The following is a 13,306-nucleotide window of genomic DNA, read 5'->3' as shown; positions in this document are numbered from 1 at the left end:
GAAGTTAGCCTTTGAAACCTACTTGGGCTAGTCTGGCAGGTAGGTTCTTTTTATTTACCCTTAAAACCATACACTCTTAACCTCCTTAAACTATGAAAATCAAATCTTTACTGTCTCTTTTAGTATGCGGTGTGGCAAGCCAGTTCATGATTGGCTGTTCTTCAGGCCAATACTATGACTTTAGCGCGCCCGCTACTACTTACCATAAAGCTGCTCCTGCTACGTCAGCACCGGCAGAAACCGTTGCCCCTGCGCAGGAGGCGGTCATTGCCCAGGCAGAGCCTACAGAGGCAAATGCTCCCATTGCACCTGTAAATACAAAGTCTGCTACAGCTTTGGAAGCCAACGCCGTTAAGCCGGTAGCCTCAAGGGAAGTGGCCCGCACGGCTCCTTTGACCTCTGCTGCGGTTGCGTCTGCTCTGGAAGCCAACCCCCACATTAAATCTTTGGCCAATGACCTGGCCTCGGCTAAAACCAAGAAGGATGTGAAAATGGCCACCAAAAAGATCATGCGCGAAGCCAAAGCCGTGAAGAAAGCCAACGCCATTAACCAATACATCAAAATCGGTTTGATTCTGTTGGTGGCGGGTGCTTTGCTGTCCATCATCCCAGGACTGGGCCTGGTGGGCGCATTGGCGGCCATCGTAGGTCTGGTGTTTATCCTACTGGGCTTGCTTGAAATGTAAATGGCCCAAGGGCTGATCCTACAACAGCACAATCGGCACCGTCTGCAGAAGGCGGTGCCGATTCTGTTTTAGAGCCATTTGAACCAAAACGGCTCCTAAACAGAAACCTCAGTCATCGTGCCGATGCAGGTAATAGATCACGTACCCCAGCGTGGTGAACGCCGCCCTGATGGTCCAGCCCAGCGGCCTGCCCCAGTTATCGGCCCAGAGAAGTAAGAAGTGGTTTGCCCCAAACGTGGCCACTAATAGGGAAACCAAACCAACCAGGAACATTCCTAATCCAATGAATTTCATGGGCGCGCTGAAGTTTTTGTGGAAGATTGAATATAAGCAACGATGCTTAAACCGTCCACATTCCATAACTCTTGGTCAGAAAAATTTCAAACAGATTATATTAAAAGAATCGCCTTGGTTTTGGGCCTGTTTCTTTAAAAACAGGCCCAAAACCAAGGCGATTTGATTTGCTCTTTATCGGCCGAAAGGCCGGTTAACTATTTAGTTGTTGTATTGCTCTGGAACGCCGCCGGTGCCGGCTTGCGAGGGAATCCCCAGTTTGCGTTCGCGCTGCTGCTGGTATTGCTGGAACTGAGTCACGGAAAGCACCCCTTTCAAAGACTCCAGGCGGGTGGCGCTGATAAGGTCCATGGTGGCTTTGAGCTGACGCGGGTTGTTTTTGTGGTCTTTCTTGGCCTGCTCCAGCTGCTGGATGCTGGTGAGGTTAATAGCAGTCACCTTGTTCACCTGCGCCGGATTCAGCTTCAGGTGCTGGGTCATGGTGCTGGTCATGGCTTTGGCGCGGGCCTCGGGGGTAACCGCCGGTGTCTGGGCCTGGCTTGTGAAAGTAGTGAAGGCCAAGGCCAGCAAAAAGATAATCCTCTTCATATGCGTAAATGGTGTAAATCTAGATTATGTGGGCATTTACAGCCTGGGCTCAAAAGCCAAAGGCCGCAAATTTAGTTCCCACCTATCTTGGGCAAAGATACAAATACCGGGCCAGCTTGCGTTGGCAGGTCAGTAATAAAAGCCGGTCGTGGGGCGCGGGGTTCCGCCAATTTAGTTTTATCTTTGAAGTCCCTGCGCTGCCATTTTAAACGCGTAAAACAGGGAACAAAGTCTTTTCAGAACGATTATTTAGCATGCCAGAAAACCATTTCAAGACGATTGCGGGGGAGCTGCAAGTAAACCAAAAGCAAGTAGAAGCAACTGTGGCTTTGCTGGACGAGGGGGCCACCGTGCCCTTTATTGCCCGGTACCGCAAAGAAGTAACCGGCAGCCTTGACGAGGTAGCCATTGCCGCAATCCGTGACCGCGTGGAACAGCTGCGGGAATTGGACAAGCGCCGCGAGAGCATCCTGAAATCTTTGAGAGACCAGGAGAAACTCACCCCAGAATTGGAAGCCCAGGTGCTGGCCGCCGAGACCATGGCTGTGCTGGAGGATATTTACCTGCCGTTCAAGCCCAAGCGCCGCACCCGCGCCACCATTGCCCGCGAGAAAGGCCTGGAGCCGCTGGCGCAAAGGCTGTTTGAGCAAGCCAACATGGACGTTGCCTCAGAAGCTGCCGCGTTTGTGAGCGAAGAAAAAGAAGTAAAATCAACCGAGGAAGCCCTGGCTGGTGCCCGCGATATCATTGCCGAGTGGGTGAACGAGAACCCCGAGGCTCGTGCCAATATCCGGAATTTGTTTGAGAAGAAGGGCGTGTTCAAGGCGCGCGTAATTCCGGGCAAAGAGGAGGAAGGCCAGAAATACAAAGATTACTTTGAGTGGGATGAGCCCATCGAGAAAGCCCCATCGCACCGTATCCTGGCCATGCGCCGCGGCGAGAAGGAAATGGTCTTGATGCTGGATGCCCAGCCAGAGGAAGAAGCAGCGCTGTCTATCCTGGAAGACCAGTTCGTGACCGGCCACAACGCCGCCGCCGAGCAGGTGAAACTTGCCATCAGGGAAAGCTACAAGCGGATGCTTCGCCTGAACATGGAAACCGAGGTGCGCCTTTCCTCTAAGAAACGTGCCGATGAAGAAGCTATCCGGGTTTTCGCCGATAACCTGAGACCGATGCTCTTGTCTGCGCCGCTGGGCCAGAAACGCGTATTAGCCATTGACCCGGGTTTCAGAACCGGCTGTAAAGTGGTGGCCCTGGACGAGCAAGGCAAACTGCTGCACTACGAAGCCATCTTCCCGCACAACGGAGCCCACCAGGCTACAACCGCTGGTCAGCAGGTGATGGTGATGTGCCACAAATACCAGATCGAAGCCATTGCCATCGGGAACGGAACCGCCAGCCGTGAGACCGAGACCTTCGTGCGCGGACTCGGCTTACCCAACAACATCGCCATTATTATGGTGAACGAGAGCGGCGCCTCTATCTATTCCGCTTCAGACGTAGCGCGCGAGGAGTTCCCGGATCAGGACATCACCGTGCGCGGTGCCGTTTCCATTGGTCGCCGGCTCATGGACCCATTGGCTGAGTTGGTGAAAATCGATCCTAAATCTATTGGCGTAGGCCAGTACCAACACGATGTGGACCAGAATGCGCTCAAGCACAGCCTTGATGATGTGGTGATGAGCTGCGTGAACGCCGTGGGCGTAGAAGTGAACACCGCCAGCAAGCAGTTGCTGACCTACGTTTCGGGGCTGGGGCCGCAGTTGGCGCAGAACATTGTGGACTACCGCAACCAGAACGGGCCATTTAAAACCCGCAATGAGCTGCGCAAAGTGGCTCGCCTGGGCGACAAAGCCTTTGAACAGGCGGCTGGCTTCCTGCGCATCAGGGGCGGCAAGCACCCGCTGGATGCCAGCGCCGTGCACCCTGAGCGTTATGCCCTGGTGGAGCAGATGGCCAAAGACCTGGGCGCCACCGTGGAGGACCTGCTTAAAAACGCTGACCTGCGTAAGAAAATAGACCTGAAGAAATACGTGTCTGACACCGTAGGTCTGCCTACCCTGCAGGACATCATGAGCGAGCTATCCAAGCCGGGCCGTGACCCGCGCGAAAGCTACGAGGTGTTCAGCTTCACCGAGGGCGTGAACGAGATCAAAGACCTGCGCCAGGGCATGAAACTGCCGGGCATCATCACCAACATCACCGCCTTCGGGGCGTTCGTAGACATTGGGGTGCACCAAGACGGTCTGGTACACGTGAGCCACCTGTCTGACCGTTTCGTGAGCAATCCACATGAAGTGGTGAAAGTAGGGCAGAAGGTAGAAGTAACCGTGTTGGAAGTGGAAGTAGGTCGCAAACGCATTGCGCTCTCCATGAAATCAGATCCGCAGGCCGCAACTGCCAGGCCAAGCCGTGGCAATAATGACCGCAAGCCGGGGAACACCGGAGGCAGCAATCGCCGTGACGCTCCGGTAGAAGAGGAAGACATGGCTACCAAACTTAACAAGTTGAAGAACATGTTCCGGTAGACTTTTAATTATGAAAACAAAAAGGCCAGTGATTTTCACTGGCCTTTTTGTTTTGGGTGCTTTTAGGAAAAGGTGGCTCTAAACGGAATATCTCTAATTGTCTACTCCCCTTATAAGGCTTGAAAAAGGAAGCACGGTACTTGATTGTCCCCCTTTGAAGGGGGTAGGGGGATGACAAGGACGTTTCATGAACCCTTCACTTCTGTTAACGCAAGGGCAACCACAAGGGATTGCCCCTACATTTCGAGTATGCCAAGATCTGCAAGAGTAATCATCCCGGGCCTTCAAAAGGGGGGGACGGAATGCGTGGGAAGGTCTTGAGCCTCTACTTAGCCTGCGCTGAGGAGGCCCTTTTAGATTTGATCAACTCCATGGTGAATTCCAAGTCTACATCCCGCTTCTGGATAAGGTCCTGCGCAGTGTACTCAACCGGGTAATCAGGCAGGATGCCTCGGTCTTTGTGGGGGTAGCCAGATACGGCCATAAAGTAGTTCCATTGTGGGACGGCTAGTTCCAGGTCTGTATTTGGCAGTTTCACGGGCACATGGAAACCGCTGGTGTTGCCGTAATAGCCGCCGCCGGTCTCGCGGCCTATAAAAGTAGCGCGCTTGTGGTGGTGGGCTATGGCGCAGAATTCTGAGGTAACCGAGAAACTGTACCCATCTGTAAGGATGTAAACCTCACCTTTGAAAGGGTTCTTCTGGGGTTTCTGCTCCCGCAGCGTTTTCTTGAACCGGAAGGTGTAATTGCCACCCTTAGTCTTGGAAATGAGCCTGCGGTAAAGAGGGTACATGCCAGGTAGCCAGATAATGTTCTTTTCAAACGTGAACTTCTCTTTCTTGGGCACCAGCATGCTGTCATAGTACCTGAACTTCTTATCAGTAAGGTAAGAGTAGAGCAGGGCGCCCCATTTGTCAATGCCGCCTTCGTTACCTCGCAGGTCAATAATGAGGTGCTGGGTGTTCTTGGCATTCATCTGCCAGAAAATGTCTTTCATTACCTTCTCCACATCCATCTCGTTCTTATAGATGTTGAAGTTGTCTATGGACAGCAAGGCGGTATTCTGGTCTTTGTAGGCTACCCTAATGGGCGGTTGCTGGGGCCTCTCTCTTTCTTTTTCCAGCTTCTGGATAGTTTCCAGAGTAACAGCCGGCACTTGCGCGGTCTGCACTGAAGGACTGCCGGGAACTCGGAAAGCAATCTCATAGCTAGGGGAGGCGCCAATGTACGTGCCGTAGTAGAAAGGTAAGAACTTGTCCAGCGAGAGCCACTTCACGGCCTGGCTGTTGCCATCAGAAAAGAAAACGGTGGGCAGAAGTTTCTCTACCATTTTTTCCGTGGACAACCCATTGATGGAGACAATCTCAGCACCCAGCGGGATAGCGGAGGTGCCTGCCATGTTGTACACCAGGTGCGCCTGCTTGCCCGTGAAGTGCAGTTCCAGCGGGAAGAGCTGGTCCAGGTTGTAGTAGTATTGGCCGTGTTTCCGCTCGCGGGGCATCCACTTTACGTGTCCATCTTTTAGGGCCACGATGAGCGGGGTGGCGGCCACAAAGAACTCCTGCTGGGTCATGGGCCGGTTGAGGGTTTGGGCTACACTGTCAAACAGCTCCTCAAAGCGTGCTTTGGAGGTGTAGCGGTACATGCCGGGGTGCGCCTCGTTTAGCACCTGGTGCATGAAGTGGAGATCCTCCTGCAACTGGGCTGGCGTGAACTGCTGCGTGGGGGCGGACGCAGTGGGGTTTGTCTGGCTCAGGCCCGGATACGAGCCCAGCATGAACAGCGAAAATAGACAGCGTTTCAAGAATGTTGATTTCATAGGTTTTAACTGATTGAACGCTGCAAACCTACACGGCCCTGAGACGCGAATCGTCCGGCCCGCTAAGTTCAGACTTGTTTAAAGAGGTGTTTCTATCTAATCCGCTAAGTTCAGACGGCCTTCTGCGTGAGTTTTGATGTATTCAGACGGCGTCTTTCCAGTCTGTTTTTTGAAAACCGCGTTGAACGTGGCCTTTGAGTTGAAACCGGCTTCCTCGGCCACGGCTAGGTTGGTGAAGTGCTTGAATTTAGGGTCCACCAGCATGAGTTGGGCCTCGGCCACCCGGTAATGGTTGATGAAATCATAGAAGTTCTTGCCCAGACGGTTATTGATGATCTGGGAAAGGTGGTGCTTGGAGACACCCAGCTTCTCGGCCAGTTCCTGGATGGTGAGGGTAGGCTGCAGGTAAGGTTTCTCGGTTTCCATGAAGGAAAGCAGTTGCTCCAGGTACAGCTGACCGTCTTCTTCTTTTAAGGCCGATTTCTGGTATTTAGGCCCTAAACCCGAGGGAACGGCATCAATGGCGATTTCCTGGTGGGTTTGCAGCACGGGGGCAGGCACGGGCTCTGGGAGAATAGCCACGGTCTCAGAAAAGACCGGAGGCGCAGAGGTGAAAATGCGGGGCTGTGAAAGCGTCTTGTACCCGATCCAGTAAATGAGGGTGATTACCCCGAAGTAATGGAGGTGGTAGCGGTAAATCTCGGTGAGAACGGGAATGTCCCACTTCTTCGCGTAGAAAGAAACCGTAGCCACTGCCACAATCAAAAGCATGAAGAAGAGGAACTGCCGCAGCCATTGCAACCTGATCTTTTCCAACTCAGAAAACGCCTCCATGATCCTGGCCCGGTACCGTTTGAGCACCCCTAAGGAAAGGATCACGTAGAAAATGACCATGGCCAGGGCCAGCTGCCCAATAAACCCGAAGTCATCTTTAGAAGCCAGCTCAAAGTCATTGAGATAGGCAATTTTCTCCTCCCGGCTTTTCAGGTAGTAAGGCAGCAGGTTGAAGAACACCAGCACCGCCGGCGTGAAATGAATGGCATCCAGTCCGCGCAAGCGGGGTCTTTCATGGGTGAGCTTCACCGTGAACAGGTAGATGAGTGGTGCAAAAAGCATGGGCAACAGCCAGCTTACCTTGCTCAGGTGCGGAAACGTGAGAAAAAAGTCACGGGTATCAAAGGCCACCAAAACAGACTGCAGCGAGATAAGCAGAATAAGGGTAGCCAGCAGCCGGTTGGCCAGCTGGTTTGCCTTGCGGGTGGCCAACAGGAAAGCCAAAACCAGGCCCTGTACCGCTCCGCCCACTAAAATGATCTGTACCGTTTGCGTAGACATCGCCTTTTATGCTTTACCTACCCAAAATAATCAAAAATCCCGGAAGGTGATTCCTGCTTTCCTGTCAATTCTGCTTATGGTTATCCGTTGGTCACTTCCCTCTTTGGGGCCCGTATAGAAGGGCAGGAGCAAACCGCAAAGCTGGCCTTTTGGCGCTGCTTTATCAAAAGCATAGCCTTGGCAGCATGGAAGAGGTTAAATATTACCTATGTACAATTCATTTGTTGTTTGCCTCCAAAACCTGTTTTCCCCAAAATAAGTTAATAGAATGATGAAGGTTGCCCTAGGGGTTATCCAGATAAGCCTTCCCGCGCCCTGATAAGGGCCATGAAAAAGACAACCTTAAACCATGGAGACTGAGTCTTACCTGCAAATGGAAACCGACCGGCTGCACCTGCTTCTGGTGCTGCACTGGCAAGGTTTTGTGCCCAGTGATGCCTACCGTGACGGCATGACCGAGGCTTTGCAGGTATCCCGCAAGACCAACCTCCAGAGTTGGGTCATGGACATGAAGCACATGAAAGTCATCCGGCAGGCCGATCAGGAATGGACATTAAATACCTGGTTTCCGCAGTTCCAGTTGCTGGGCATCAAGCGGTTGGCTTTCGTGATCTCAGACGATATCTTCAACCAGATGGCAGTCAGCAGCATGGTGGCCACGCTTCGGCCTAAGTTCCACGCCGAGGTGGAGTACTTTCAGGAGGTGAACTCCGCCATGCGGTGGGCCCAGGAAAAGACCTCCGGACTTAGCGATTTTGGTCTGTTTTCCGTAAAATAGCCCCAAAACGATTTTTCATTCCGCATGAACATCCGCAAAAAAGTAAAAGTGATTCTTCCCCTGGAAGGTGGCCGCTTTGTGGCCCTGGGCGTATTTGTGAAAGCCGCCGAGCAGGCGCAGTGGTCAGACCAGGAAATCCAATCGGTGATAGACGAGGTGGTGGAGGCCGAGGAAGCCGAGGCGTTGTCCATTCTGCAATCGTACACCGTTTCCTAACCGTTTCTTTGCCATGCCGCTAAGCCCCAGATTGGAAGCCAAACTGAATAAAACCTTTGCGCCGGAGAGCCGCGTGGACGATGTGTACTCCGGCAACGACATCACCTTCATCACGGATAAGCAGGGGCACCCCATCACCTTATATATAGGCAAACGCAAGCCAGACGGCAGCATCACCGGCGAGCGCTATGTGCGCCGCCTCAAGTTTGAGGCCGATGGCGTCACGCTCAAATCCAGCCACTGGGATGCCAAAGGCAAAGTCACCCGTTTCTGATTCGGGGCCGTTTTTAGGAAAGTGGCCCTGAAACGGCCGTTCTCCCTTATTCTTTATAAATCCATCTTTCTTCAGGAATTCCCAACTCTTTCCAGATTTCCCGCCGTATTTGCGGGCAAACCCTACGGCCATGAAAATACTGGTGATTGAAGACGAACCCCAGATGCTGGACACGCTGGTGCGCTCTTTAAAGCAGGAGCAATACCTGGTAGAAACCGCCACTGATTATGAAAGTGCGCTGGAGAAAGTGGGCGTGTACACCTATGACTGCATTCTGCTGGACATCAACCTGCCCGGCGGCAGCGGACTGGAGATCTTGGAGGAGCTCAAAAAGCAGCAGAAAACCGAGGGCGTGATCATTGTCTCGGCCCGTAACTCCGTAGATGACAAGATCCAGGGCCTGGAACTGGGCGCCGATGATTACCTTCCCAAGCCGTTCCACATGGCCGAGCTGCACGCCCGCGTGAAATCCGTTTTGCGCCGAAGGAAGTTCGATGGCCAGCACCTCCACCAGCTCCAGAACGTGCAGATAGACCCCGATAAGCACCAGGTTTGGGTGGCTGGCCAGGAACTGGTGCTCAACCGCAAGGAGTTCGATATCCTGCTCTACCTGGTCACAAACAAAGACCGACTGGTGAGCAAAACCGCCTTGGCCGAGCACGTCTGGGGCGACTACATTGACCAAGCGGATAACTACGAGTTCATCTACTCCCAGATTAAGAACCTGCGCAAGAAACTCAAAGACTGCGGCGCCGGAATAGAAATCCAGGCCATTTACGGCATCGGGTATAAACTGGTGGCGGCATGAAACTGCTCAACTACGCCACCTCTTACTTTGCGGGGCTGCTACTGGTGGTAATCTCCGTTTGGGCGGCGCTCTTCTACTTCAACATGCTGGACGAGATCTATGACAGCATGGACGACGGCCTGGAGAACCAGAAGATCCTGGTGGTGCAGAAAGCCACCCGGGACAGCACCGTGCTTCGGCAGAAAGAATTTGAGGCCGGGTATTTCAGCATCAAGGAGATTCCGTTCACCTTGGCCGTGCACCGTAAAGACCGCTACCAGGACACACTCATGTACATGCAGAACGAGCAGGACTTTGAGCCCGTACGCATGCTCACCACCGTGTTCCGGAAAGAAGACCAGTACTATGAACTGCGGGTCATTACCTCCATGGTAGAGGAAGACGACCTCATTGAAGACTTGCTCTATTCGCTTCTCTGGCTGTATCTGGGTTTGGTGGGCAGCATTCTGGTGCTCAATAACCTGCTCCTGAAACGCATCTGGAAACCTTTCTACCACATTCTGCAGCGCCTGCAAAGTTTCCGGCTGGAAGAGGCCAAAACGGTACCGGTGCAGAAAACGAACATAGAGGAGTTTCAGCTCCTGAACCAGACCGTGGAGAAGCTGTTGCAGCAGAACGTGGCCACCTACCAGAACCAGAAAGCCTTCATTGAAAACGCCTCGCACGAGTTGCAGACCCCCCTGGCCATCAGCCTGAACAAACTGGAGCTCCTCGCCGAGAGCCAGCCGCTGCACGAAGACCAGTTGCAGCAAATTGGGTCCGTGATGGAGAACTTGGAGCGCCTCACGCGCCTGAACAAAACCCTGCTCTTGCTGTCCAAGATTGAGAACCGGCAGTTTGCGCAGGAAGAACCGGTGCCTCTGGAAATGCTTCTGCAGAAGACCTTGCTTGATTTTGAGGATCAGTTGAGTTATAAAGACATTGCAGTGGATTTGCAGGTGCAGGAAAACGTATCGCTGCAGATGAACCCAGATTTAGCTGCCATGCTGGTGGTGAACCTGATCAAGAACGCCATCGTGCATAACGTGAACGGAGGCTTTCTGCGCATCGGGTTGTCTAAACAGGAACTCACGGTAGAAAACGCCGGGCAAGAGGCGCCGCTGGACGGGGCAAAAGTTTTCACCCGTTTCTACAAAGAAACCTCGGCGGCGACTTCCACCGGGTTGGGGTTATCCATCGTGAAAGCCATCTGTGACTTGTATGGTTTTCGGGTGGCGTATGGTTACCGGCAGGGGCACACGTTTACGGTTACTTTCCAGAAAGCCGTGGCATCGGTTTAGAGTCCGTTTTTAGAAAACAGCGCCTGAAACGCTTCTACTTCATTGCTATAAATGGGCGCATGAAGCTTCAGAATTTTTCTCTTTCCTTTTAAGATTCCCAATTCTTTCCTGTTTCGGGTCTGACCTTTGGCTTACAATAACTTTAGAAGCTAACCTTTAGACCTATGAAAAAAGCACTGATTTTAGCCATGCTGCCCGCTGGTTTCACCTTCTGGAGCTGCAACCAGCACATCACGCCTACACAAATGCCTTCTCTGGTGCAGAATGCCCTGCAAGTGAAATTCCCGGCCGCCAAAGACGTTGAATGGGAAAAAGAAGGCAACCTCTACGAAGCTGAGTTTACCATGGGGACAACAGAACATGCGGCTTTGGTGAACCCTGCCGGCCAGGTGCTGGCCCATAAACAGGATATCGTGGCCTCAGAACTTCCGGCCCCTGTTTTGGCGGCCGTGCAGCGCGATTTTAAGGCTTACCTCCTGGATGACCTTGAGAAGGTGGAGCAAAACGGGAAGGTGCTGTACCAGGTGGAGTTGGAGAACAGCAACGGCGACCTCAAAAAAGTGTACGACGCCAACGGCAAGTTAGAGGAGACCGCTTTCTGGGATTAGCCTGCCTGCCACGGTAAAAGTGCCCGTTTTCAGGGCCATTCGGTAAAATCGACTCGTAAACACTTTTAATAATCAGCAGGATTCCAGACGAGGCATTCCTGCGCATTTATCCATCAAATAAAGAACCTAGATATGAAACGTTTTCAGATAATATGCCTGAGTTTGTTGCTGTCTGTGGCAGCCATGGCCTGTGACAATAGCACTGCGCAGGGTTTAGCGCCCGAAAAACCTAAAAAGGCCAAAAAGAAGAAAACCCTGGAGCCCGCGTCGGCGGCGGTGCAGGTAAACCAGAAATGGGAGGTGCCCGAGATCCTGCGCGAGGTATCTGGCATTGCGTTCCTGGGAGACGGGCGTTTTGCCTGCGTGCAGGACGAGGCCGGCGTAATCTTCGTCTACAACACCAACACCAACCAGATTGAAAAGCAGGTAACCTTTGGGGCCGCCGGAGACTACGAGGGCATTACGCTGGTAGGCAATACCGCTTACGTGGTGAGAAGTGACGGGCACCTGTTTGAAGTGGGCAATTGGCAGTCTGTAGCGCCGCAGATAAAAGAGTATTCCACTCCGCTCACTGAGGCCCATAACGTGGAATGTCTCACCTATGACGCGAAACAGAACCGGTTGCTGCTGGCCATCAAAGGCGAGGAGCCTGGCGTACCAGATTTCAAAGGCGTGTACGCGTTTGACCTGGGCTCAAAATCCTTATCGGCGGAGCCCATCTTCAGGCTGAACCTTAAAGATCCCCAGTTGCCCCAGGGAAAAGCCAAAACCCTGAGCAAAGGCTGGCAGCCCTCCGAGATCGCTATTCACCCGGTAACCGGGGATATCTACCTCACCGAGGCCTCCAATCCGCAGTTGTTTATCCTGAACCATGACGGCAGCATCAGGAAGCGGCACAAACTGGACGATGCGGCTTTCTACAAGCCAGAGGGGATTGCGTTCAGCCCTTCGGGTGAGTTGTTCATCTCCAACGAAGGCAAAAAAGAGCCCGCCAACATCCTGCGGGTGAACCTTGCCCAAACAAGATAAGCCCCTTTGCTGTTCTACCCTCTAAAACCTGCGCGTTATGATTTTAGATAGAAACCTGAAGTGGGAGGTCATTGTCCATTACACCTGGAAAAGCATGCTGTATTACCTGCTGCTCTCGGTGGCGGTGTTCCTGCTCCACGACTATTTTGAGGTGCTGCAACTGCATTTGCCGTTCAGTACCCTTACCGCTTTGAGTACCGCCCTGGCCATTTTCCTGGGTTTCAAGAACAGCAACGCTTATGAACGTTGGTGGGAGGCCCGCCAAATCTGGGGGCAGTTGGTGAACAGCAGCCGTTCCTGGGCCCGGCAGGTCATAACCATGATCATCCCCACCGACCCGCAGGATGCCGAACTGGTGAAGAAACTGCAGTACCGCATGGTGTATCGACACCTGGCGTTTGTGCACGGCCTGCGGGTTTTCCTGCGCAAGCCAAAGCCTTACAACAGCACCCGCCAGGAGGAGATCTTTGAGGAGACGAACGAGTACACAGACACAGTAGCCTTTCTCTCCCCGGAGGAGTACGAGGCTTTCTGGCATAAAAACAATCCACCCAATTACCTGCTCAACGTGCAGGGCGATGACTTAAAGGAGGCTTTCCAGCGGGGCTGGCTCTCAGATTACCGGTTTGTGCAACTGGAGCAGACGCTGGTGGAGTTCAACAACATCCAGGGCCGGAGCGAACGGATCAAGAACACGCCTTTTCCGCGGCAGTACAGTTTCTTCTCCAGGGTGTTTGTGTTCATCCACGCCTCGCTGCTGCCCTTCGTGTTTGTGGAGGAGATCGGGTGGGCCAGCATCCCGGTGTCGGTGATCATCTCCTTCGTGTTTCTGTGCCTGGATTTGGTGGGCGAACGCATGGAAGACCCGTTTGAGAACCGCCTGGAAGATGTGCCACTCACCCAACTCTCGCTGTCTATTGAAACCAACCTCAAAGAGCACTGGGGCGATAAGAACTTCCCTCAGCCCAAGGACCTGAAGCAAGGCATAATGCTGTAGCCCTGCGTCCGTTTTCATGAGGCTTTTATTTAAAAGAGGTTCTCCCGTTTCAGGCGTGGTTTGGAG

Annotated in this window: 14 protein-coding genes; 10 read left to right on the top strand and 4 right to left on the bottom strand. The window is 53.0% G+C overall.

Annotated features, from left to right (window positions below):
* Positions 1 to 92: 92 nt before the first annotated feature.
* Positions 93 to 686 carry a hypothetical protein gene (locus J3P35_RS18340; RefSeq protein ID WP_210466201.1) on the top strand — a complete coding sequence of 198 codons (594 nt, stop codon included), beginning with the start codon at positions 93 to 95 and terminating at the stop codon, positions 684 to 686.
* A gap of 108 nt (positions 687 to 794) precedes the next feature.
* On the opposite strand, the gene J3P35_RS18335 is transcribed toward J3P35_RS18340, so the two are convergent.
* Positions 795 to 980, bottom strand: a complete 186-nt coding sequence (locus J3P35_RS18335) for a hypothetical protein (protein WP_210466200.1) — start codon at positions 978 to 980, stop codon at positions 795 to 797.
* Between the two features lie 201 nt (positions 981 to 1,181).
* Entirely contained in the window at positions 1,182 to 1,568 is a 387-nt protein-coding gene (locus J3P35_RS18330) for a hypothetical protein (protein ID WP_210466199.1), read from the bottom strand.
* A 254-nt stretch (positions 1,569 to 1,822) separates the two neighbouring features.
* On the opposite strand from J3P35_RS18330, the gene J3P35_RS18325 reads away from it, so the two are divergent.
* Positions 1,823 to 4,096: a Tex family protein gene (locus J3P35_RS18325; RefSeq protein WP_210466198.1), complete on the top strand. Its 2,274-nt coding sequence runs from the start codon at positions 1,823 to 1,825 to the stop codon at positions 4,094 to 4,096.
* Positions 4,097 to 4,421: 325 nt separating this feature from the next.
* Here J3P35_RS18325 and J3P35_RS18320 read toward each other — a convergent pair whose 3' ends face one another.
* Both J3P35_RS18320 and J3P35_RS18315 read right to left on the bottom strand, forming a co-directional pair.
* The gene (locus tag J3P35_RS18320) at positions 4,422 to 5,915 is read right to left on the bottom strand and encodes a S41 family peptidase (protein WP_210466196.1); all 1,494 of its coding nucleotides are present in this window, start codon (positions 5,913 to 5,915) and stop codon (positions 4,422 to 4,424) included.
* Positions 5,916 to 6,011: 96 nt separating this feature from the next.
* Positions 6,012 to 7,250, bottom strand: a complete 1,239-nt coding sequence (locus tag J3P35_RS18315) for a helix-turn-helix domain-containing protein (protein WP_210466194.1) — start codon at positions 7,248 to 7,250, stop codon at positions 6,012 to 6,014.
* Positions 7,251 to 7,599: 349 nt separating this feature from the next.
* Between J3P35_RS18315 and J3P35_RS18310 the strand changes: the two genes are divergently transcribed.
* The 8 genes from J3P35_RS18310 to J3P35_RS18275 all read left to right on the top strand — a co-directional run bounded on the left by J3P35_RS18310 (position 7,600) and on the right by J3P35_RS18275 (position 13,240).
* Positions 7,600 to 8,028, top strand: coding sequence for a hypothetical protein (locus J3P35_RS18310; RefSeq protein ID WP_210466192.1), 429 nt, complete (start codon positions 7,600 to 7,602; stop codon positions 8,026 to 8,028).
* Between the two features lie 24 nt (positions 8,029 to 8,052).
* The gene (locus J3P35_RS18305; protein WP_210466190.1) at positions 8,053 to 8,244 is read left to right on the top strand and encodes a hypothetical protein; all 192 of its coding nucleotides are present in this window, start codon (positions 8,053 to 8,055) and stop codon (positions 8,242 to 8,244) included.
* A 13-nt stretch (positions 8,245 to 8,257) separates the two neighbouring features.
* On the top strand, positions 8,258 to 8,518 hold the full coding sequence (locus J3P35_RS18300) for a hypothetical protein (RefSeq protein ID WP_210466187.1): 261 nt from the start codon (positions 8,258 to 8,260) through the stop codon (positions 8,516 to 8,518).
* Between the two features lie 130 nt (positions 8,519 to 8,648).
* Positions 8,649 to 9,326 (top strand): response regulator transcription factor, encoded by a 678-nt coding sequence (locus J3P35_RS18295; RefSeq protein WP_210466185.1) that lies wholly within the window; start codon positions 8,649 to 8,651, stop codon positions 9,324 to 9,326.
* Positions 9,323 to 10,606, top strand: a complete 1,284-nt coding sequence (locus tag J3P35_RS18290; RefSeq protein ID WP_210466183.1) for a sensor histidine kinase — start codon at positions 9,323 to 9,325, stop codon at positions 10,604 to 10,606. The genes J3P35_RS18295 and J3P35_RS18290 overlap by 4 nt, the downstream gene beginning before the upstream one ends.
* Before the next feature lie 164 nt (positions 10,607 to 10,770).
* Positions 10,771 to 11,214, top strand: a complete 444-nt coding sequence (locus J3P35_RS18285; protein WP_210466181.1) for a PepSY-like domain-containing protein — start codon at positions 10,771 to 10,773, stop codon at positions 11,212 to 11,214.
* A 132-nt stretch (positions 11,215 to 11,346) separates the two neighbouring features.
* Positions 11,347 to 12,243, top strand: a complete 897-nt coding sequence (locus tag J3P35_RS18280) for an SdiA-regulated domain-containing protein (protein WP_210466179.1) — start codon at positions 11,347 to 11,349, stop codon at positions 12,241 to 12,243.
* A 37-nt stretch (positions 12,244 to 12,280) separates the two neighbouring features.
* Positions 12,281 to 13,240 carry a bestrophin family protein gene (locus J3P35_RS18275; RefSeq protein ID WP_210466177.1) on the top strand — a complete coding sequence of 320 codons (960 nt, stop codon included), beginning with the start codon at positions 12,281 to 12,283 and terminating at the stop codon, positions 13,238 to 13,240.
* Positions 13,241 to 13,306: the final 66 nt, after the last annotated feature.

Source organism: Rufibacter roseolus (assembly GCF_017916365.1).
GTDB lineage: Bacteria > Bacteroidota > Bacteroidia > Cytophagales > Hymenobacteraceae > Nibribacter > Nibribacter roseolus.
This window is presented reverse-complemented; position numbering and strand designations above follow the sequence as displayed.

Coding starts and splice junctions, on each gene's coding strand:
- J3P35_RS18285 (WP_210466181.1), top strand. CDS start 10,771: ATGAAAAAAGCACTGATTTTAGCCATGCTGCCCGCTGGTTTCACCTTC.
- J3P35_RS18305 (WP_210466190.1), top strand. CDS start 8,053: ATGAACATCCGCAAAAAAGTAAAAGTGATTCTTCCCCTGGAAGGTGGC.
- J3P35_RS18310 (WP_210466192.1), top strand. CDS start 7,600: ATGGAGACTGAGTCTTACCTGCAAATGGAAACCGACCGGCTGCACCTG.
- J3P35_RS18280 (WP_210466179.1), top strand. CDS start 11,347: ATGAAACGTTTTCAGATAATATGCCTGAGTTTGTTGCTGTCTGTGGCA.
- J3P35_RS18320 (WP_210466196.1), bottom strand. CDS start 5,915: ATGAAATCAACATTCTTGAAACGCTGTCTATTTTCGCTGTTCATGCTG.
- J3P35_RS18300 (WP_210466187.1), top strand. CDS start 8,258: ATGCCGCTAAGCCCCAGATTGGAAGCCAAACTGAATAAAACCTTTGCG.
- J3P35_RS18275 (WP_210466177.1), top strand. CDS start 12,281: ATGATTTTAGATAGAAACCTGAAGTGGGAGGTCATTGTCCATTACACC.
- J3P35_RS18335 (WP_210466200.1), bottom strand. CDS start 980: ATGAAATTCATTGGATTAGGAATGTTCCTGGTTGGTTTGGTTTCCCTA.
- J3P35_RS18325 (WP_210466198.1), top strand. CDS start 1,823: ATGCCAGAAAACCATTTCAAGACGATTGCGGGGGAGCTGCAAGTAAAC.
- J3P35_RS18295 (WP_210466185.1), top strand. CDS start 8,649: ATGAAAATACTGGTGATTGAAGACGAACCCCAGATGCTGGACACGCTG.
- J3P35_RS18340 (WP_210466201.1), top strand. CDS start 93: ATGAAAATCAAATCTTTACTGTCTCTTTTAGTATGCGGTGTGGCAAGC.
- J3P35_RS18330 (WP_210466199.1), bottom strand. CDS start 1,568: ATGAAGAGGATTATCTTTTTGCTGGCCTTGGCCTTCACTACTTTCACA.
- J3P35_RS18315 (WP_210466194.1), bottom strand. CDS start 7,250: ATGTCTACGCAAACGGTACAGATCATTTTAGTGGGCGGAGCGGTACAG.
- J3P35_RS18290 (WP_210466183.1), top strand. CDS start 9,323: ATGAAACTGCTCAACTACGCCACCTCTTACTTTGCGGGGCTGCTACTG.